This is a genomic window from Lysobacter antibioticus (genome assembly GCF_001442535.1).
Lineage (GTDB): Bacteria > Pseudomonadota > Gammaproteobacteria > Xanthomonadales > Xanthomonadaceae > Lysobacter > Lysobacter antibioticus.
Genome location: NZ_CP013141.1, coordinates 1,023,799 through 1,043,525 on the forward strand (window position 1 = coordinate 1,023,799; position 19,727 = coordinate 1,043,525).

General features: G+C 67.4%; 15 protein-coding genes. 3 read left to right on the plus strand and 12 right to left on the minus strand.

The annotated features are described in order from the left end of the window. Positions 1–22 precede the first annotated feature (22 nt). Positions 23–1,423, minus strand: a complete 1,401-nt coding sequence (gene gltX / locus GLA29479_RS04340; protein ID WP_057970886.1) for a glutamate--tRNA ligase — start codon at positions 1,421–1,423, stop codon at positions 23–25. Between the two features lie 263 nt (positions 1,424–1,686). Here gltX and lpxH point away from each other — a divergent pair, with 263 nt between their 5' ends. After that, positions 1,687–2,421, plus strand: a complete 735-nt coding sequence (gene lpxH / locus GLA29479_RS04345; RefSeq protein ID WP_057970887.1) for a UDP-2,3-diacylglucosamine diphosphatase — start codon at positions 1,687–1,689, stop codon at positions 2,419–2,421. 151 nt (positions 2,422–2,572) lie between these two features. On the opposite strand, the gene GLA29479_RS04350 is transcribed toward lpxH, so the two are convergent. From GLA29479_RS04350 to serA, 10 genes are all read right to left on the minus strand, one after another. Beyond that, positions 2,573–4,843 (minus strand): TonB-dependent receptor, encoded by a 2,271-nt coding sequence (locus GLA29479_RS04350; protein WP_057970888.1) that lies wholly within the window; start codon positions 4,841–4,843, stop codon positions 2,573–2,575. Between the two features lie 298 nt (positions 4,844–5,141). Next, positions 5,142–5,957, minus strand: coding sequence for a ferritin-like domain-containing protein (locus tag GLA29479_RS04355; protein WP_057970889.1), 816 nt, complete (start codon positions 5,955–5,957; stop codon positions 5,142–5,144). A 7-nt stretch (positions 5,958–5,964) separates the two neighbouring features. Next, positions 5,965–7,434, minus strand: coding sequence for an amidophosphoribosyltransferase (gene purF / locus GLA29479_RS04360; RefSeq protein WP_057918849.1), 1,470 nt, complete (start codon positions 7,432–7,434; stop codon positions 5,965–5,967). 33 nt (positions 7,435–7,467) lie between these two features. Further along, positions 7,468–8,307, minus strand: a complete 840-nt coding sequence (locus tag GLA29479_RS04365) for a CvpA family protein (RefSeq protein ID WP_057970890.1) — start codon at positions 8,305–8,307, stop codon at positions 7,468–7,470. Positions 8,308–8,409: 102 nt separating this feature from the next. Continuing rightward, on the minus strand, positions 8,410–9,522 hold the full coding sequence (locus GLA29479_RS04370; RefSeq protein ID WP_057970891.1) for an SPOR domain-containing protein: 1,113 nt from the start codon (positions 9,520–9,522) through the stop codon (positions 8,410–8,412). 174 nt (positions 9,523–9,696) lie between these two features. Next, positions 9,697–10,986 (minus strand): bifunctional tetrahydrofolate synthase/dihydrofolate synthase, encoded by a 1,290-nt coding sequence (gene folC / locus GLA29479_RS04375; protein WP_057970892.1) that lies wholly within the window; start codon positions 10,984–10,986, stop codon positions 9,697–9,699. Positions 10,987–11,047: 61 nt separating this feature from the next. Further along, positions 11,048–11,962: an energy transducer TonB gene (locus GLA29479_RS04380; protein ID WP_057970893.1), complete on the minus strand. Its 915-nt coding sequence runs from the start codon at positions 11,960–11,962 to the stop codon at positions 11,048–11,050. A gap of 694 nt (positions 11,963–12,656) precedes the next feature. After that, entirely contained in the window at positions 12,657–12,998 is a 342-nt protein-coding gene (locus tag GLA29479_RS24315; RefSeq protein WP_144436346.1) for a hypothetical protein, read from the minus strand. Between the two features lie 31 nt (positions 12,999–13,029). Next, complete coding sequence (locus GLA29479_RS04385) at positions 13,030–13,674, minus strand: histidine phosphatase family protein (protein WP_057918854.1); 645 nt, start codon at positions 13,672–13,674, stop codon at positions 13,030–13,032. A gap of 2 nt (positions 13,675–13,676) precedes the next feature. Further along, on the minus strand, positions 13,677–15,239 hold the full coding sequence (gene serA, locus GLA29479_RS04390; protein WP_057970894.1) for a phosphoglycerate dehydrogenase: 1,563 nt from the start codon (positions 15,237–15,239) through the stop codon (positions 13,677–13,679). A gap of 415 nt (positions 15,240–15,654) precedes the next feature. Here serA and GLA29479_RS04395 point away from each other — a divergent pair, with 415 nt between their 5' ends. Both GLA29479_RS04395 and GLA29479_RS04400 read left to right on the plus strand, forming a co-directional pair. Continuing rightward, a complete protein-coding gene (locus tag GLA29479_RS04395) occupies positions 15,655–15,882 on the plus strand; it encodes a DUF6289 family protein (protein WP_031374244.1) in 228 nt (75 codons plus the stop codon). 249 nt (positions 15,883–16,131) lie between these two features. Further along, positions 16,132–16,359, plus strand: coding sequence for a DUF6289 family protein (locus tag GLA29479_RS04400; protein ID WP_057918856.1), 228 nt, complete (start codon positions 16,132–16,134; stop codon positions 16,357–16,359). 982 nt (positions 16,360–17,341) lie between these two features. Here the strand turns inward: GLA29479_RS04400 and GLA29479_RS04405 are convergent. Continuing rightward, the gene (locus tag GLA29479_RS04405; protein ID WP_144436347.1) at positions 17,342–19,519 is read right to left on the minus strand and encodes a S46 family peptidase; all 2,178 of its coding nucleotides are present in this window, start codon (positions 19,517–19,519) and stop codon (positions 17,342–17,344) included. Between the last annotated feature and the right edge of the window lie 208 nt (positions 19,520–19,727).

Here is a 19,727-nt window from a genome sequence, read left to right on the forward strand (position 1 = left end):
CATTATCGCGGCGCGATGCTTCCTACGCAGGGAGTTTAGTGAGGGCGGCGTCGATGCGTTGCAAGGCCTGGGCCTGGCCGGCCAGGTACACCGTATGCGAGATGTCCGGGCTGACCTGGGTGCCGGTGATCGCCACCCGCAGCGGCTGGGCGACCTTGCCCATGCCGATGGCGAGGGCTTCGGCGGTCTCGTGCAGGGCCGCCGACACGGTCTCGGCGGTCCAGGCGCTGAGCTGGCCCAGGCGGGTGCGGGCTTCGGCCAGCGGCGCGCGGGCATTCTCGGTCAGGTGCTTGGCGACCGCCGCATCGTCGTACTCGGTCAGCGGCCGGTACCAGACCGAGGCGCGCTCGGCCATGTCCTTGAGGGTCTGCACGCGGTCGCGCAGGGCGATCACCACGTCGGCCGGGGCCGGGCCGCTGGCCAGGTCGTAGCCGTTGTCGAGCAAATGCCATTCCAGGTGCTTGCCGACCGCGACCGGATCGTCGCTCTTGAGGTACTGCTGGTTGAGCCAGCCGAGCTTGGCCGAGTCCAGGCGCGAGGCCTTGGAGTTGACGTCCTTGAGCTCGAACAAGCGGGTCATCTCCTCGATCGAGAAGATTTCCTGGTCGCCGTGCGACCAGCCCAGGCGGACCAGGTAGTTCAGCAGCGCGTGCGGCAGATAACCGGCGTCGCGGTACTGCATGACGTCGGCCGCGCCGGTGCGCTTGGAGAGCTTGTTGCCCTCCTCGTCCAGGATCATCGGCAGGTGCGAGAAATGCGGCACCGGCGCGCCCAGCGCCTGATAGATGTTGATCTGGCGCGGGGTGTTGTTGACGTGGTCGTCGCCGCGCACGACATCGCTGATGCGCATGTCGAGGTCGTCGACGACGACGGCGAAGTTGTAGGTCGGGTAGCCGTCGGCGCGGAAGATCACCAGGTCGTCGAGTTCGTTGTTGGCGATCTCGATGCGGCCCTTGACCTTGTCCTCGAACACGACGGTGCCGTCGAGCGGGTTCTTGAAGCGGATCACCCGGTTCGGGTCGTCGCGGAACGGTTCGTTACGGTCGCGATAGGCGCCGCTGTAGCGCGGCTTTTCCTTCGCCGCCATCGCCGCGTCGCGCGCCGCGGCCAGCTCTTCCTTGGTCTCGTAGGCGTAATAGGCCGTGCCGGCCGCGACCATCTGCTCGGCGACCTCGCGGTAACGCTGCAGACGGTGGGTCTGGTAGATCGGGCCTTCGTCGTAGTCCAGGCCCAGCCAGTCCATCGCCTCCAGGATCGCGTCGATCGCGGCCTGGGTGCTGCGCTCCTGGTCGGTGTCCTCGATGCGCAGGATGAACTGACCGCCCGCGCGGCGCGCCTCCAGCCAGCAGTACAGCGCGGTGCGCGCGCCGCCGATGTGCAGGTAGCCGGTGGGACTGGGGGCGAAACGGGTGCGGCAGGTCATGCGGAGGCTCGGTGAATCCTGGGAGACCGGGGATTTTAACGGAGCCGGGGCGCAGGCGTCGGGAAAAGCCGCGAAGGGGCGCCCGTGCCGGGGTCGAACGGTCTCGAGCCAGGCTCCGGCGCCTATTGGAGGCCAGGCCGCGTCATTCCGGCGAAAGCCGAAACCGCCCCGTCCTCGTTCCATCCGCCGATCCATCGGCCGGCCGAGCAGACGGCGCACGATGCCCAGCACGCGGTCTTAACGAGCGTGGCTAAACTAAGCCCATGACGACCCTCTTCATCTCCGACCTCCATCTCGACGCCGAGCGTCCGCAGATCACCGACCTGTTCGGCCGCTTCGTCCGCAACGAAGCCTATGGCGCCGATGCGCTGTACATCCTGGGCGACCTGTTCGAGGCCTGGGTCGGCGACGACGACCCGTCCGAAACCGGCGCCTTCGTCGCGCGCGAACTCAAGGCCCTCGCCGACTGCGGCGTGCCGGTCTACTTCATCCGTGGCAATCGCGACTTCCTGCTCGGCCAGGACTACGCGCGGCGCGCCGGCATGACGATATTGCCCGACCCCGCAGTGGTGTCGCTGTACGACCATCCGACCCTGATCGGCCACGGCGACCTGCTGTGCACCGACGATGTCGCCTACCAGCAGTTCCGCGCCCAGACCCGGCACCCGGCCTGGCAGGCGCAGTTCCTGGCGCAGCCGCTCGCCGCGCGCCTGGCGTTCGCGCAACAGGCGCGCGCCGCGAGCAAGGCGCATCAGGCCGGCCTGCGCGACGAGGGCCGCATGGAAACCATCACCGACGTGTCGCCCGCCACGGTCGCCGACACCTTCGCGCGCTACGGCATCGACCGCATGATCCACGGCCACACCCACCGCCCGGCCGTGCACGAGCTGGACGTCGCTGGACGCGCCTGCCGTCGCATAGTGCTCGGCGATTGGTACGAGCAAGGCTCGGTGCTGCGCGTCGACCGCGACGGCGCCCGCCTGCAGACGCTGGACTGAGCCAGCCGCCCGCAGCCATTCGTCGCAGAAACGAAAACGCCCGGACGCGAAGTCCGGGCGCTCGCATAAGACGGTTGGATCGAACCCGATCCGAGCGCCCCGCCGCATCGGAACCCGATGCGGCTTGGGAAGCTACTTCCGAAGCTACTGCTTAGAAGCGCACTTCCGCGGTCAGGAAGGCCTGGCGCGGCGCGCCCGACTGCACGGTGTAGTTCAGGCCGCGCGGATCGGAGGCGACGAAACCGTTGGTGCCGAGGCTGCCGAAGTACTGCTTGTCGAAGGCGTTGGTCAGGTTCAACTGCAACTTGAACGCATCGGCCCAGGACAGCTCCTTCCACTCGTACGACGCCGACGCATCGACCACCCAGAAGCCCGAGACCGAGGAGTCGTTGAGGTAGGTCAGGTAGCGCTTGTCGGTGTACTTGGCGCCGAGCTGCAGCGACAGGCCGTCGCGTTCCCAACGCACTTCGGTTGCGTACAAACGCTTGGGAGCATCGACGACCTGCTTGCCCTTGGTGCGCACCAGCTTGGTGCCGTCGAGATAATCCGACTCGTACTGCGAATCGTTGAAGGCCAGCGAGTGGTACCAGCTGAAGCCGGCGAACGGCTTCCACACCACGGTCACTTCGGCGCCGCGGCTTTCGACGTCGCCGACGTTGGCGAAGCTCGACGCGCAACCGACGATGCCGGCGCAGCGCGCGATGGCGAGCAGGCGGTTCTCGAAGTTGACCCGGTACACCGCCACCGAGGCCTCGATCTGCTCGCGGCTGGTGCGCAGGCCCGCTTCCAGGGTCTTGGAGCTTTCCGGCTCCAGCGAGGCGACGGCGGCATTGAACGCGGCCTGCGAGGTCGAATGCGGGCCGTTGACGCCGGTACGGAACGCCGACAGGTTCTCGCTGTAGGAGCCGAAGATTTCCTCGTGCTCGCTCAACTGCCAGCGCGCGCCGAGCTGCGGCAGGAAATTGTCTTCCGACACCAGCTTGCCACTGGCGCGGCTGGCGCCGCCGATCAGGGTCTTGCCGTCGGTTTCCACGCGCAGGCCCTTGAAGCCGGCATCGATCGCCAGGCGGCCACCGATGAACTCCATGTGGTCGAGCACGTAGTACTGGCGGGTGTCGGTATCGAAACGCTGGCGGAACACCCGCGCGCTAGGGTTGCGGTAGAAGAAGATCTCGTTCGGCGGCTCGTTACGCTGCAGGTCGTAGAAGTTGCGCTGCACACCGTGGGCGTTCTTTTCCAGCCACAGGCCGGCCTGCAGACGGTGATCGCCGATCTGCCAGGTCAGGCTCGGCATGATGCCGGTGCGCTCGATGTCGTACTCGGTGGTGCGCATGCGCAGCGGCACGGTCGGCGAGACCGAATACGGCGTCGCCCAGTGACCCTGGCCCTGGTTGTTGTGGTAGTAAGCGGTCGCCGCCAGCACCAGGTCGTCGCTGACGTTCCAGTCGGCGCTGAGGTAGGCCAAGTCGTCGTCGCGCACGCCGCGGGCGATGTAGTAGGCGTCGTCGAGGCTGGTCACGCCGCCGCTGAACTTGCCGTTGGCGGCGTCGATCGCGCGCTGCCAGTCGTTGGCGTAGTTGTCCCAATCCATGCCGAGGCGGCGCGCGGACTCGAGCGACAGGTCGGCGTAGTCGGTTTCGCGGCGACGCGAGGTCGCGGCGAAGCCGGTCACTTTGACGTCGTCGTTGGCGTAGACGAACTTACCGTTGAACTGGCCGTTGCGCTGCGGGCCGTCGCCCTTCCACTTGTCGGTGGTGTGGAACACGCCGCTGAGGTAAGCACTGAAGCCGTTGTGGTCGCCGGTGTCGATGCGCGCATAAGTGCGGCTGGTGGCGTCGCTGCCGACGGTCAGGGCCAGGCGCAGGCCGTACTCGGCCATCGGGTCGGCGCTGAAGAAGCGCAAGGTGCCGCCGAGGTTACCCGAGGACGCGGTGTCGATCGCGCCGCTGCCCTGCGAGAGTTCCGCACCGGACAGGTTTTCGGAAGCGATCGCGCGGCTGATGTGCAGGCCGTTGTGGTTGCCGTAGCTCATGTCGCCGAGCGGCACGCCGTCGAGGGTGAAACCGAGCTGCTGCTGCGAGAAGCCGCGGATGCTGAGCTTGCTCGACCACTCGTAATTGCCCCAGGGATCGGAGCTCTGGAAGTGCACGCCCGGCAGCTTGGCCATGACCTTGAGCGGGCTGGTGCCGGCGGCTACGCGTTGCAGATCCTGCTTGCCCAGCGACTGCACCTGGCGGGTCTGGCCGGTGCCGACCACCGAGACCGCATCGAGGGTGGTGGCATCGTCGAGCGCCCCCGCGGCGACCGCGGCGGTGGCCGGATCGGCAGCGGAGGCGGGGGTGGCGGCTTCGGCGGCGAGGCTGTTGCCGGCGTACAGGCAGCACAGAATCGAGGCGGCGAGGAGCGTCGTCTTCGTCGTCATTTCAGGGGAACTTCCAAATCAGAGTGGCCGCCGCGCGTAATGCGCAGTCCGCTCTTGGGCGGCGTCAGAGCGAAGCCCGGAAGTCTGTCGACTCGGTGTGAACGGGATATTGCAGAACCGCGTCAGTTGATCGAGTCGGCGCTGGTACTGTGCGCAGATTGCGCTGGCGAAGATGGCAGCCGCGGGGCAATGCATTCGCAGCTGCGGCGTTGGCCCTCGCCCCGATCCATTTCCCGTCGCCGGCAGACGGGCTCAATTGGCGGAATAATTCGTGCAAAGACCGCCGGCCGACGGCGGCTCAGCGCGCGGCGAAGGCTTCCAGCATGCGCAGCTCTTCTTCGTCGAAGCCGGCGGCGCTGCGCGCATCGAAATTGAACGGCCCGTACAGCACGGCGCGTGCGTATTCGGCGAGCAGTTCGCGGAAGCGCGGCAGCGGGTCGATGCCGGCGCGTTCGCAGTACCAACGGTACCAATGCGAACCGGCAGCGACGTGAGCGACTTCCTCGCGCAGGATGGTTTCGAGGATCGCCACCGTCGCGGAGTCGCCGAGCGAACGCAGTTTGACGATCATGCCCGGGGTCACGTCGAGCCCGCGCGCTTCCAGCACGCGCGGCACCAGGGCCATGCGCGCCAAGCCGTCGTGCGCGGTCTTCTCGGCCATTTCCCACAGGCCGTTGTGGGCGTCGAAATCGCCGTAGTCGTAGCCGAACTCGCGCAAGCGGTTGCGCAGCAGGCTGAAATGACGGGCCTCGTCGTTGGCCACGCCGACCCAGTCGGCATAGAACTGCGCCGGCAGGCCGCGGAAGCGATAAACCGCGTCCCAGCCCAGGTCGATGGCGTTGAATTCGATGTGGGCGATCGCGTGCACGAACGCGGCGCGGCCGTCGGGCGTGCCGAAGCCGCGCTTGGGCAACTCGCGCGGATGCACCAGCGCCGGCTTGGCCGGCCGGCCCGGCATGCGGATCGGCTCGGGCGGCGGCGCATCCTCGGGTAGCGCGAGTTCGCCGCGGGCGAAGGCCTGCGCGGCGGCGAAGGTCAGTTCGACCTTCGCCTCGGGGGTGGACGCGTCGAGGCAGGCGCGCGCGGCGTCGAACAGCGAAGTCACCGCGCGCACCCCGGGTTCAGGACGCTCGACGCGTCTTCTTGGCCTCGTCCGAACGCAGTTGCTGGATGCGCTCGAAATACCCCGGCTCCACGCCGGTGACGTATTCACCGTTGAAGCAGGACGAGTCGAAGTGATCGATGCGGTGCTTCGGCCCGGACACCGCCTGCTCCAGGGCCTCGAGGTCCTGGTAGATCAGCCAGTCGCAACCGAGCAGGGTCTGCACTTCCTCGTCAGTGCGGCCGTGCGCGACCAGTTCGTCGGTCGAGGGCATGTCGATGCCGTAGATGTTCGGGAACCGCACCGGCGGCGCCGCCGAGGCCAGGTAGACCTTGCGCGCGCCGGCGTCGCGCGCCATCTGCACGATCTGCCGCGAGGTGGTGCCGCGCACGATCGAATCGTCGACCAGCAGCACGACCCGGTTGCGGAACTCCAGCGGAATCGGGTTGAGCTTGCGCCGTACCGACTTCGCCCGCTCGCCCTGGCCCGGCATGATGAAGGTGCGGCCGACGTAGCGGTTCTTGATGAAGCCTTCGCGGTACTTCACGCCGAGCGTGTTGGCGATTTCCAGCGCCGAGTCGCGCGAGGTGTCGGGAATCGGGATGACCACGTCGATGTCGTGGTCCGGACGCAGGCGCTGGATCTTCTCGCCGAGGGTCTGGCCCATGCGCATGCGCGCCTTGTGCACCGAGACGTCGTCCATCATCGAGTCGGGACGGGCGAAATACACGTACTCGAAGATGCACGGCGCATGCTGGCGCGGTTCGGCGCAGATGCGGCTGAACAACTCGCCGCGCGGGGTGACCACGATGCCTTCGCCCGGGCGCACGTCGCGCAGCCGCTCGAAGCCGAGCAGGTCGAGGGCGACCGATTCCGACGCCACCGCGTATTCGTCCTGGCCGCCGGTGTTGCGCTTGCCGAGCACCAGCGGGCGAATGCCGTGCGGGTCGCGGAACGCGACCAGGCCCAGGCCGAGCACGGTGGCGACCACCGCGTAACCGCCTACGCAGCGGCGGTGCACGCCTTCGATCGCGGAGAACGCCGACTCGGCGGTCAGCGCGCGATGACGGTCGAGCTCATGGGCGAAGACGTTGAGCAACACTTCCGAGTCGGACTCGGTGTTGACGTTGCGGCGGTCCTGCTCGAACACCTCGCGCCGCAGCATGTCGGTGTTGATCAGGTTGCCGTTGTGGGCCAGCGCAATGCCGAACGGCGAATTGACGTAGAACGGCTGGGCCTCGTCGGAGCCTTCGCTGCCGGCGGTGGGGTAACGGCAATGGCCGATGCCGACGCGGCCTTCGAGCAGGCGCATCGCCGTCTCGTTGAAGACGTCGCTGACCAGGCCGTTGCCCTTGTGCACGCGCAGGCGCGCGCCGTCGGCGGTGGCGATGCCGGCCGCATCCTGGCCGCGGTGCTGCAGCACCGTTAGTCCGTCGTAAAGCTGAGCGGCGACATCCGTGTTGCCGACGATACCGAGAATGCCGCACATAGCGCTTGATCCTGCTGAGAGTCGTTGTTGTTGCTAATGAACGCGTTTTTCGTCTTTGCTGCGGTCGGCGCCGACCTTGGCCGGGTCGCCCTTGATCTGCGTCGCCGTGGCGCCCTGCTGGCCCTTCTGCGGCAGCATGTCGCGCACCGCCTCGGGCAGCACGTCGGGCAGGCCCTTGGCCAGGCTATCGGGCAAGCCCCCGGACAAGCCGCCGGCCGAGCCCTCGGGCACGGCCTGCGGCAGCGAATCCAGCCCGCCGCCGCTCGGCATCATGTCCGACAGTCCGCCCGGCAATCCGCCCGGCAATCCACCGGATAACTTCGGCAGCTTGTCTTCCAGATTCTTGGCCTGGGCCTGGACCGTCGCTTGCAACGAGGTGCCGCGCCCTTCCAGGTCGACCTTGCGCGCCATGCCGTCCGGCAATGCGGCGCGCATCAGTTCCGCGCCCGGCATCAGCATCGCGGCGACGATCGAACCGCGCCATGCGGGTTCGCGCGGCAAGGTCGTCATGCCCAGCACCACCAGCAAGGCGCAGGCGAAGAACACGCCGCGCACCGCGCCCAGGCCCAGGCCCATCAAACGATCCATCTCCGACAAGCCGGCCGAGTGCGCGATCCGCCGCACCACCATGCCGAACAGGCCGACGCCGATCCACACCGCCACGAAAATCAGCGCATAGCCGCCGAGGTAGGACAGCCAGCCCATTTCGCCGTCGCCGAGGCTGCGCCCGACTTCGCCGCCGAACACGTAGGCGGCGATGCCGGCCAGCAGCCACGCCGCCAGCGACACCGCCACGCCGATCAGACCGCGCAGCATGCCGAGCAGCGCCGACAAACCGACGATCAACAACAAACCCCAATCCAGTGCTGTCATAGCGTGACGCTCCCTCTCGTCGCTGGCGCACGCTCGAGCGGCACGCCCTGCATCGGCGCGCCTTGCACCGATGTATTCAACCGCAGGCCACGCCGCGAACCGTCACGGGTGCGGCTTGACCAATGCGTCGCCGACGCCGAGCTTGCCAGCGACCTGCGCCTTCAACTTGTCCGCGTCGGCGCGATTGACCACCGGGCCCAGGCGCACGCGGTTGAGCGTGCCCTTGTCGGTCCGGACCTGTTCGACGAAAGCGCTGAACCCTGCGGCCCGTGCGCGATCGCGCAGCTTGTTGGCCTCGTCGACGTTGCCGAACGCGCCCAGCTGGACCGCGAAACCGGTGCCGGCCGCGGCCGGCTTCGGCGCGGGCTTGGCCGGCTCCACAGGCTTGCTCGCGACCGGCTTGGTCTCGGCCGGCTTGGTCGTCGCCACCGGCTTGGTTTCGGCAGGCTTGGCCGGGACGACGGGCTTGGTTTCGACGGGCTTGGCCGGCTTGGTTTCCGCAGGCTTGGCCGCGACCGGCTTCGGCGTTTCCGCCGGCAGCGGCGCAGGCTTGAGCGGTTTGCTCTCGGCCAGCGGCGTCGGCGCGCTCACCGACGGCACCGATGCGGCCGGCGCGGTCGTGGCGACGGTCGGATCGGCCGCCTCGGCGGCATCGGCGTTGAGCACGACGACCTTGGCGTTGACGTCCTTGCGGACCTTGCTCGAACCCAGTCGCGCCGCCTCGGCGTCGGCCTGGGTCGCGAACGGCCCGATCCGGACCCGGTACAAGGTGCGGCCGCCGGCGCCGGCGGCGGTTTCTTGATAGCCCGGCAGGCGCGCGGCGTGCAGGGCCGCGATCACCCGGTCGGCATCGCCGGCACTGGCGTAGCTGCCGAAGCTGACCGCGTAATCGCCGCCGGCGGTGGAGGCCGGCTGCATGGTCTTGGCGCCGGCCGCGGTGTCCACGGTCGGCAAGGTGTCGCTGCCGGCCGAGGCCGGCTGGGTGACGTCGGCCGGTTCCATGCCGACTACGCCGCCCTGCGGCGCATCGCCCGGGGTCACCAGCGGCAGTTCGCGGGTCTCGGTTTCGCCCGCAGGCGCGTCCGGCAAGGTCAGGGGAACATCGGAGGCGCCGCTTTCGGGCGCGGGCCCTTTGATCAGCATGGGCAGGAAGATCACCGCCAGTGCGACCAGGACCATCGCACCGATCAATCGCTGTTTCAGGGCAGGTTCCATCGCTACTCGATCACTCGCAGGGCCGGTTACCGGCGCGAATTATACCCCCGCGGCGGGCATGGACCGGTGTGCATGCCTGGCCCGGAGCGTTGTATTCAGAATCGCCGACGGCGAAAGGCCGCGGCGGCAAGGCTTCCGATACCACCGGGGAAGCAAGGCGCGCAGCGGCCCGGCTCAATTCGCCGCCAGCCAGGCCAATGCCGCCGCCGCGGTGTGGAAGGAACCGAACACCAGGATGCGATCGCCGGCACTGGCTTGTGCCCGCACTGCGGCCAGCGCGGCGGCGACGTCGGCATGCCGGCTGCCCTCGCCGGCCGCGGTGTCGCGCAGCCGTTCGGCGAAAGCCTCGACACCGATCCCGCGCGGCCCGCTGTCGGCCAGGCCGGCCAAATGCCAGGCGTCGATGCCTGCATGCAAGGCCGCGACCACGCCGGCCACGTCCTTGTCGCCGAGCGCGGCGAACACGGCGTGGGTCCGGCCCGGGGCCGGCCCGGCGGCCAACCAGGCCGCCAACTCGCGCGCCGCCTGCGGGTTATGGCCGACATCGACCACGATCTCGACGCCATCGCGCTCGAAACGCTGCAGGCGCCCGGGCACGTGCGCCGCCGCCACGCCCTCGGCGAACTGCTGGCGCGTGGGCGATTTGCCCAAGGCCCGCAGCGCCGCCACCGCGACCGCGGCGTTGCGCATCTGCGCCGGCGCGGCCAGGGCCGGCATCGGCAACTCGACGCTGTAGCCGACCTCGCGCCAACGCCAGCGCGGCCCCTCATCGGCCTGACCGGCTTCCGGCGGCAGGGCCTCGAAGAAGAAATCGCAGCCCGCGCGCACCGCCGAAGCGCCGATCGCGTAGGCATGGCGCAGCACGCTCGACGGCGGGTCGTCGTCGCCGAGGATCAACGGCTTCCAGCCGCGGGCGATGCCGGCCTTCTCGAAACCGATGCTCTCGCGGTCGGGGCCGAGGTAGTCCTGGTGATCGATGTCGACGGTGGTGATCACTGCGACGTCCGGGTCGACCAGGTTGGTCGCGTCCAGGCGCCCACCCAGGCCGACCTCGAGGATCGCCAGATCGAGCTTGGCGCGCTCGAACAGCCACAGCGCCGCCAGGGTGCCGTACTCGAAATAGGTCAGCACGACCTCGCCGCGCGCGGCCTCGATGGCCTCGAAGGCCTCGACCAGGGCCGAGTCCCCGGCATCGGCGCCGCCGATGCGGATGCGTTCGTTATAGGCCAGCAAATGCGGCGAGGTGTAGGCGCCGACGCGCCAGCCCGCGGCGCGCGCGATCGCCTCGATGAAGGCGACCGTCGAGCCCTTGCCGTTGGTGCCGCCGACGGTGACGACCTTGCGCGCCGGACGCTTCAGGCCCAGGCGCTGGGCGACGATGCGGATGCGCTCCAACCCCATGTCGATGGACTTGGGGTGGATGCGTTCGATGTGGGAGAGCCAGTCGGCGAGCGTGCGTTGCATGGCGCGAATTCTCGCAGATACGCCGGCCGGGTTGATCGGCCGGCGCTGGCGGTTCGACGCCTCAGCCGCGCTGCCACGCCGGCCGCGCCGTCGGATCGCTGGGTGCTTTCGGATCGTCCGGGGCCAGCCGCGAGGGCCCGAGCGGACGCTGCGACGGGGTCTGCCGCGGCGGCAACGGCGGCTCCGCCGACAACTGCTGCGGCATCGCAGGGCCCGGACGCTGACGCGGCCAGTCGCGCACCGTCCGATCCAGCTTCGCGCAGGCCGTAGCCTTGGCCGCGCCGCATAGCACCCGGCTGACGTAAAAGGATTTCTTGCCGTCGCTGACCAGGCGCTGGCGGACCAGCGAAGGCGCCGCCGGATGACTGTCTTCGATCAACAGCCACTGGAACGCGCCGCGGTCGTCGGTAATGCGCAGCGCCGGCCAGCCCAGTTCGCCGCCGGACAACTCGCGGCCTTCGCGCCGCGCCCTGGCTATCAGCTCGACCGCACTGCCCTCCTCCATCGGCAAGGCATCGGGCAGGAAACCGTCGAGGCTGCCGTCGCGCGCGGCGGCGACTTCGGGCACCTGGGCCAGGGGCCAGACCTGGTCCCACTTGGCTTGGGCGCGGGCCTGCTGGGCGGCCATTTGTTCCGGCGAGGGTCGTACGAAGTCGACCGGCACCCGCACCCTCGACGGCACCGCCGCGCCATCGCGATATTCGGGAGTCAAGCGCCATTTCTTCGCCGTCTCCACCGCAGCGCGGTCCAGCGCTTCGTAACCCGAGTCGGTCTCGATCCAGACCTGATCGACCTGACCGCAGCGGTCGAGATCCAACACCAGGGTCACCGTGCCGGCGGCGCCGAAGATCTCCGTCGGATACTTCGGCGGCGGCCACGACTGCCCGCCGCTGGGGCAGCCGGCCGGCATCGGCGCACCGGCGCCCGCATCGATCGACTGCGCCGCGACCGGCGCGGCGAACAATACGGCCGACATGGCCGCAAAACTGCATACGAGTTTCAACACTGCCATTCCCTGCTCTCGCGCCGCGTCCTGCGGCGGGGGTATTGCAACACAGGCGCCGGGGCGAGGGCGATGCCGGCGAAGGCGCTCGAGGTCAACGGCATCGTCGCTCTGCGGCGCGTCCAATCGGCCGGAGCATCGTTATGTGTCGCCTGGGACCTTCTCTTGCTTGATCGGTACGGCGCGAAACCGTGAGGCCGCGGTCGCGGCTTACGCCGCTCCTACAGTGGTCCATTCGCCGTTGCCGTTGCTGTTGCTGTTGCTGTTGCTGTTGCTGTTGCTGTTGCTGAGATTTTGATCTGCTTTGCCGCTTTACCGGTCAAATGGAGACCCGGAGGGCGGCGCACAGGACGTGCGCCGTTTTTCGATAAGACAGGGACGTCTTATCGAAAAATCCCGGCGATAGCACCGCACTCGTGGCCTGTGCCCTTGCAAGGAGAGCCCTTTTCTTTGGTTAGCTTTGACCGAAGGGAATCCAGACGGACTTTTGGGCTCAGCAAAAGAAAGTAACCCGGCCGCGTTAGCGGACGGAAGCTTTGCTCTTGCTTGAGGCTTTCATACAAACAAGATCAAACGCTAAGAGCTTCCGCCACTAAAGCGGCGGGTCACTTTCTTTTGTCATAAGCAACAAAAGAAAGGTAACCAAAGAAAAATGCTTTTCTTTGAGTCACAGGCCCGCACGAGCGATGTCAACGCAGGGCTTTTTCATACGGGACATCCCTGTCCCGATGAAAAACGGCGCGCATCCCTGCGCGCCGCCCTCCGGGTCTTCTATCGCCTTCGCGAGGCTTAGACGGCGCACAGCAACAGCGAAGGCAAAAGCAAAGGCAAAGGCAAAGGAAGGCGAAGGCGAAGGCGAAGGCCATCGTCGAACGCCTAGACAAAGGCCAGGCAAGCGCAACTTCAGGCTTCGATCCGATGCAACCGCAACTGCAATATGGATCGCGGCCTCTTCGATGATCGGATCGCGAACACTCGCATAGCCCCAAACAAAAACGGGCGCCCCCATGGAAGCGCCCGTTCCGGTCGATCCGATCCCGTCACAACGCCCGATGCACCGCCTCGCCGAACAAGGCGGTGTGGTGGCTGCAGTCGTTCAAGCGCACCACGTCGAGCGTGTCGACACTGTCGCCTTCCAGCAGGTTCAACGTGGTCGGGGCCTGACGGAAGGTCCACAGCTTCGACAAGGGGATGCCGAGCACCTTGCACAGCAGGACGCGGTTGACCGCATCGTGCGCGACCACCAGCAAGGTGTCGTCGGCACGCAGGCCCTCGCAGGCACGGGCGAACGCGGGCCAGGCACGGTCGAGCACGTGCACGATCGATTCGCCGCCGGGCATCAGTACTTCATGCGGGGTGTCGCGCCAGGCACGCAGGCGGTCGCCGTCGCGCTCGCGGATTTCGCTGGCGAGCAGGCCTTCCCAGGTGCCGTGGGCGATTTCCATCAGGCCCGGATCGAACTGCAACAGACTCGCGCGCTCGGCGCCGAGGGCGAGCTCGGCGGTGCGGCGCGCGCGCGACAACGGCGAGGCGACGGCGCGGGTGATCGAAACATCGCGCAGGCGCGCGCCGAGCGCGGTCGCCTGGGCTTCGCCGACCGGCGACAGGGCGATGTCCTCCTGGCCCTGATAGCGGCCTTCGGCATTCCACGGGGTTTCCCCATGACGGGCAAGCAAAATCCGCATGATCAGACCTGCGCCAGCGAGAGGATACCGGGGGTCGCGCGCAGCAGCGCGAGCTGCTGTTCGTTGACCGGACGGTCGACGGTGATCGCCGCGCGCGCCTGGCCGTCGCCGGCCGCTCCCAGGGCGAAGTTGACGATGTTGACGCCGGCCGCGCCGAGCTGCGAGCCGACCGCGCCGATCATGCCGGGACGGTCTTCGTTGCGCAGCAACAGCACGTGCGCCTGCGGATCGAATTCGATCTCGACGCCGTCCAGGCGCACCACCCGTGGGCCGCGATGCAGGGTCGCTTCGATCTCGCGGGTGCGCTTCTCGCCGACCACGCGCAACTTCAGCAAACGGTCGAAACCGTCGCCGTCGCCGCCGAGGGTCTCGGCCACCGTCAGACCGCGTGCGGCCGCTTCCTGCAAGGCGTTGACCGGGGTCACCCGGCCCGAGGCGGTGCCGAGCAGGGCCGCCACCAGCAGACGCGTCAACGGACGCGTGTCGAGCGCATCGGTGCGGCCGGCATAGGTGATTTCCAGACGCGTCGGCGCCGGTACCAGGCGCGCGGCGAGGCGGCCCAGCGACGACATCAGCGGCATCCACGGGCCGGATTCGCGCGCGGCTTCGGCGGTCAGCGGCGGCAGGTTGACGCAGCCGGCGACCGCGCCGGTGGCGACGAAATCGATGATCTGGCGGGCGAGGATGGTGCTGACCGCCTGCTGCGCTTCGCTGGTCGAGGCGCCCAGGTGCGGGGTCAGGATCAGCTTGGCATTCGCGCGCAGCGCCGAGTCGGCCGGCAGCGGTTCGGTGACGAAGGTGTCGAGCGCGGCGCCGGCGATATGGCCTTCTTCGATCAGCTGCAGCAAGGCGGCCTCATCGACCAGGCCGCCGCGCGCGGCGTTGATCAGGTAGGCGCCCTTCTTCATCCCGCGCATGCTCGTTTCCGAGAGCAGGTTGGTGGTTTCCTTGGTGCGCGGGATGTGCAGGGTGACGACGTCGGCCCAGGCCAGCAATTCTTCGAGCGACTTCAGCGGCACGCTGCCCTTGCCGGCCGCGGACGCGGGCAGGAAGGGGTCGTGCGCGGCCACTTCCATGCCGATGCCCTGCGCCTTACGTGCGACCGTGCCGCCGATGCGGCCCAGGCCGATCACGCCAAGCTTCTTGCCTTCGAGTTCGAAGCCGGTGAGGCCCGCCTTCGGCCATTCGCCGGCCTTCATGCCGGCGTCGGCGCGCGGGATGTGGCGCGCGAGCGCGAACAGCAGCGAGATCGCGTGTTCGGCCGCGGCCAGGGTGTTGCCGTCGGGCGCGTTCATGACCGCGATGCCGCGTTCGGTGGCGGCCTCGACGTCGATGGTGTCGACACCGGCGCCGGCGCGGCCGATCACCCGCAACTGGGCGGCCTCGGCGAGCGCCTCGGCCGGCACCTTGGTCGCCGAACGCACCAGCACGGCGTCGACGCCGACCAGGGCCTGGGACAGGACCGCGGTGTCTTTGATCGGATCGGATACGACGACTTCCCAGCCCGCATCGCGGAACAGGGCCAGACCGTCTTCGTGAATGCCATCGCAGGCCAGTACTTTCATCGCAAGCTCCAGGTCGTAGGGGACAGACCACGGAGCACGACCGAGCCGGCACTACGGTTGGATCTCGCGCCCTCAGGCTGAAGCTGGGGCCACGATGCCGCTGGGTAGCGGCGCCGCATGAGGCGGCATCTGACACGGGTCGGGAGACGGGGCCGGCTGGCATGGGAATCCGCGACTGCCCGCGCAGCCTAAGTCAGCAGACCGCCGCTTGGCAAGCGCGACCGCGTTCATGAGTTCGACCGCCGCCTTCGCCCGGGCGCAATGCGTTTTGTGCATGAATTAGCAATTTGCGATTGCGCTTCGGAACCGCGTCACAAAGATACGAATCGAGTCGCGATGGCACATTGAGAAATCGCGACCCGGGTCCTAGCGTCGTTGCGCCGGCGTCCTGCCGGCATCCGAAGAGAGAACACCAATGCGCAAGAAACTCGCTCTGACGCTCGGCTTCGCGGCGCTTGCCGCGGTCGGCGCTGCAGTCGCTGCAATCGGACCCACCGGCCCCGGCCAGTTCTACACCTACTACGACGACAACGGCACCGTCGTCGGCTACTCGGCCATTCGCTGCGACAACACCCGCGAATCCTGGGGCAAGTTCACCAAGAACTACAGCGACGGTTATTTCATCTGCGACCCTGAAATCTGATCGATCCGGCGATCGCCGCCTTCCGTTTCGCCGCGGCACGATCCATGTCGCGCATCGGCACGGTAACGGTCGCCTCGTTCGTCCCGCATCACCGATCTGAGCGATCGGCGCACCGGCACGACACCGTCGAGCGTGAGCGACGCTTGGCGCACAGCGCGCCCGCACCATCGAAGATCACGCCACTGTCCGGCCCCGTGTCCGTCACCGCGCCGGGTATCCAATCTGCCTTTGTAAAGATGGGAGTTCGTCATGCGTAAATCTTTCGCCCTCGGTCTCGGCCTCGTCGCCGCCCTCGTCGCCACCGTCGCCCTCGCCCGCCCGCCGGGCCCGGACGAAATCGGCGAGTTCTATGTGTATTTCGACGCCAGCGGCAAGGTCGTCGGCCAGGCGCAGCTGAGCTGCGAGGGCGTCTACAGCGAGTCGGGCGTACGCACCGCCAGCTACAGCGTCGGCCACCTGGTCTGCAATCCGCGCTGATCGTTGTTTCGTATTGGGGAGAGGAAGGGCCGGTGTATGCCGGCCCTTTTTTTGGGGCGGCGAATCGGTGGAGTACGCGAGTCGATGCGCGGTTCGATCCGATCGTCGGAATCATGCGGCGTATGCGCGGGCTGCGATCGGTTGCGCCGCGAGCGAAGAAGTCCGCGGCGCGCTTGTGGCCGAAGGAAGTCCTGGGTGACGCCGCTCCTGCCCATGAGCCGAGGTTGCCGTCCAACGCGTTGCCGTTGCCGTTGCCGTTGCCGTTGCATTGATCTGCTTTGCCGCTTTTCCGGTCAAGTGGAGACCCGGAGGGCGGCGCACAGGACGTGCGCCGTTTTTCGATAAGACAGGGACGTCTTATCGAAAAATCCCGGCGACAGCACCGCACTCGTGGCCTGTGCCCTTGCAAGGAAGGCCTTTTCTTTGGTTAGCTTTCTTTTGGGCCAGCAAAAGAAAGTAACCCGGCCGCGTCAGCGGACGGAAGCTCTGCTCTTGCTTCATAGACGCGTCGCAAGACCGACACGACGCGGTCGCGACTTGCGTCGCTCCTACTCTTGAAGCGGCGACCATGACGTCCCAATCTCGCGATGCTCCCGGCTGGGGCCAGGGTAGGAGCGGCGTCCTACTGGATTTCCTTCGGTCACAAGCCGCGACCACGCTGCAAGGGTCTCGCGGCGCGTCCATCAAGCAAAATTAAGATCAGGATCAGGATCAAACGCTAAAAGCTTCCGCCACTAAAGCGGCGGGTTACTTTCTTTTGTCATAAGCAACAAAAGAAAGGTAACCAAAGAAAAATGCTTTCTTTTGAATCACAGGCCCGCACGAGCGGTGCTTCCGCAGGGATTTTTCATACGGGACATCCATGTCCCGATGAAAAACGGCCCGCATCCATGCGGGCCGCCCTCCGGGTCTTCTATAGCCTTCGCAAGGCTTAGATGGCGCACAGCAACAGCAACGGCGAGAGTAACCGCCGCAGAGTCACCTATTTCCCGCTCGCCGGAACCCCCATCTCCGCCAACAACCTTGGCGCCGGGAACACGTCCTGCAACACCCAACGCAAATAGCGCTGATCGACCGAGATCGTCCGCGTCAACGCCGGGTCGAACAACCAGCTCGCGCTCACCGATTCCCAGTTGCTGTCGAAGGCGATGCCGGCCAGCTTGCCCTGCCCGTCCAGCACCGGCGAGCCGGAATTGCCGCCGCTGATGTCGAGGTCGGCCAGGAAATTCACCGGCACCGAACCCAAACGCTTGTCGACGAGGTTGGCGCTGAAACGCTTGGCCGTGATCGCGTCGAGCAAGGCCGGCGGCGCGTCGAACGGCGGTTTTCCGCTGCTGCGCGCGGCGATTTCCTCGACGCGGGTGAAGGGCAATTGCTTGGCGCCATTGTCCTTCGTGTAGGGCGACACGGTGCCGTAGCTGATGCGCAGGGAGCCGTTGGCGTCGGGATAGGCCGGCTGGCCCAGACCCTTGCGGTAGTCGGCCAAGGCTTTCAGGTACACCGGCCGCACCGTCAAGGTCTCGCCGGCGCGGCTGCGGATTTCGCGCTCCATTTCCAGCATCGTCGGCATCACCGCGACCGCGAACTGGATCGCGCCGTCCTTGCCGGCGTCCTTGCTCTTCTCGAAGGTGGCGCGGTCGGCCTTGAGCCAGGTCGCGCGCTGTTCGGGGTTGGCCAGGCGCGACTTGCCGATACGGTCGAGGGCGCGCTTGATCGCCTTTTCGTCGTCGCCTTCCAGCCATTGGTCGAGCGCGGCGACGCGCTGTTCTTTCGGCAGCTTGACGTATTCGTGCAGCCAGTAGTTCTGCAACTGCCGGTCCATGCGCACGTCATAGCGGCGGTCGGCCTGTTTGAGCCGATTCTCGAACGCGCCCTGGTCGCGTTGGCGGTAGCCGTTCTCGCGTTGCGCATCGGGTTTGTCGCGTTCGATTGCCAGCCGGTACAGCTGGGTCGCGGCGCTGAGGGTGCCGGTTGCGTACAACTGGCCGAGCACCAGGTCGCGGTCGCGTTCGGCGCGCGCCTGCTGGCCGAGTTCGACCAGGCGTGCGTGCGCGGCCAGGGCCGCCTCGCCGCCCGCGCCCTGCTTGCGCAGCCACTCCAGCAAACCGGTTTCTTCGCTGCGCTTGGCCTGGGCCGCATTGGTGCGGCGGAAGCTTTCGATCTGGCTTTCGTAACTCTTGGCCGCGCCCAGCCAACCGCGCAGGGTGCCGACGTACTTGCTCGCGACCTCGGGGCTCTTGCGGCCTTCGGCTTCGATCAAGGCAGCCAGACGGCGGTAATGCGCGGCGACGGTCGGATAGGTCCAGTCGGCGTTGGCCTCGAAGTCGTCGGCCATGGCGTAGCGGTTGGTCATGCCCGGAAAGCCGGCGAGCATGACGAAATCGCCCGCGCCCAGGGGTTTGTCGGCGATCTTGAGCCAGCGCTTGGGCTGATACGGCACGTTGTCGATCGCGAACGGCGCCGGCTTGCCGTCCTTGCCGACGTAGGCGCGATAGAAGGCGAAATCGCCGGTATGGCGCGGCCACGACCAGTTGTCGGTCTCGCCGCCGAAGTTGCCGATGCTTTCCGGCGGGGCGTAGACCAGGCGCAGGTCGCGGATCTCGATGCTGCGCTGCAGTTGATAACGGTTGCCGCCGGAAAAACTGTACAGACGGCAGCCGTAGTCGGCCTGAGTTTCGCACTCGGCGACCAGTTGTTTCTCCAATGCGTCGAGCGCGGCGATGCGCGCGAGCGGGTCGGTCGCGGCGGTCAGCGCCGCCTGCACCCGCGGGGTGACGTCCTGCACCGAATCCAGCACGAAGATGCGTGCGTTGGCGCCGGCCGAGACTTCCTCGTTGTTGGTGCCGGTCTTGAAGCCGTCGCGCAGCAGGCTTTTCTGCGGCGTCGAATTGAGTTGCAGCGCGGCAAGCGCGCAATGGTGGTTGGTCAGCAGCAGGCCCTTGGGCGAGACGAAGCTCGCGGTGCAGCCGCCGAAGGGGACCACCGCTCCGAGTGGGTCGCCTTTCGGGTCGCTCAATTGCGCCAGCTGCTTGGACGTCGCCTTCAGCCCGGCCTGCTTGAGCTTGCTGGCGAGTTCGGGGAATTGCTGCGGCGTCCATACGCCCTCGACCGCCCGGGCGGCCCCATGCCAGGCCAGCGTGCACGACAACGTCCCTGCCATGGCCAGTGATCGGGCCAGCACCGTGTATTGCATCAAAGCGTCCCTTGGAAGGCGGGAGGTCGAGTCTAGCCCGGCTGTTTCTGCGAAGGCCATTCCGGATCCGTCGAAGCGCGGCCTGGCGGCGCTGCGGTTCGTCGCGCTTCAGCGTTGGCGCGCATGGACACGGCCGGCAATCTAAAAATTTCGTTAGTTAGGACGGATGGGCCCT

Bases quoted from the DNA above. Each gene is read 5' to 3' on its own strand.
- gltX (WP_057970886.1), bottom strand. From the start codon at position 1,423: ATGACCTGCCGCACCCGTTTCGCCCCCAGTCCCACCGGCTACCTGCAC.
- lpxH (WP_057970887.1), top strand. From the start codon at position 1,687: ATGACGACCCTCTTCATCTCCGACCTCCATCTCGACGCCGAGCGTCCG.
- GLA29479_RS04350 (WP_057970888.1), bottom strand. From the start codon at position 4,843: ATGACGACGAAGACGACGCTCCTCGCCGCCTCGATTCTGTGCTGCCTG.
- purF (WP_057918849.1), bottom strand. From the start codon at position 7,434: ATGTGCGGCATTCTCGGTATCGTCGGCAACACGGATGTCGCCGCTCAG.
- GLA29479_RS04365 (WP_057970890.1), bottom strand. From the start codon at position 8,307: ATGACAGCACTGGATTGGGGTTTGTTGTTGATCGTCGGTTTGTCGGCG.
- GLA29479_RS04370 (WP_057970891.1), bottom strand. From the start codon at position 9,522: ATGGAACCTGCCCTGAAACAGCGATTGATCGGTGCGATGGTCCTGGTC.
- folC (WP_057970892.1), bottom strand. From the start codon at position 10,986: ATGCAACGCACGCTCGCCGACTGGCTCTCCCACATCGAACGCATCCAC.
- GLA29479_RS04380 (WP_057970893.1), bottom strand. From the start codon at position 11,962: ATGTCGGCCGTATTGTTCGCCGCGCCGGTCGCGGCGCAGTCGATCGAT.
- GLA29479_RS24315 (WP_144436346.1), bottom strand. From the start codon at position 12,998: ATGGGGGCGCCCGTTTTTGTTTGGGGCTATGCGAGTGTTCGCGATCCG.
- GLA29479_RS04385 (WP_057918854.1), bottom strand. From the start codon at position 13,674: ATGCGGATTTTGCTTGCCCGTCATGGGGAAACCCCGTGGAATGCCGAA.
- serA (WP_057970894.1), bottom strand. From the start codon at position 15,239: ATGAAAGTACTGGCCTGCGATGGCATTCACGAAGACGGTCTGGCCCTG.
- GLA29479_RS04395 (WP_031374244.1), top strand. From the start codon at position 15,655: ATGCGCAAGAAACTCGCTCTGACGCTCGGCTTCGCGGCGCTTGCCGCG.
- GLA29479_RS04400 (WP_057918856.1), top strand. From the start codon at position 16,132: ATGCGTAAATCTTTCGCCCTCGGTCTCGGCCTCGTCGCCGCCCTCGTC.
- GLA29479_RS04405 (WP_144436347.1), bottom strand. From the start codon at position 19,519: ATGGCAGGGACGTTGTCGTGCACGCTGGCCTGGCATGGGGCCGCCCGG.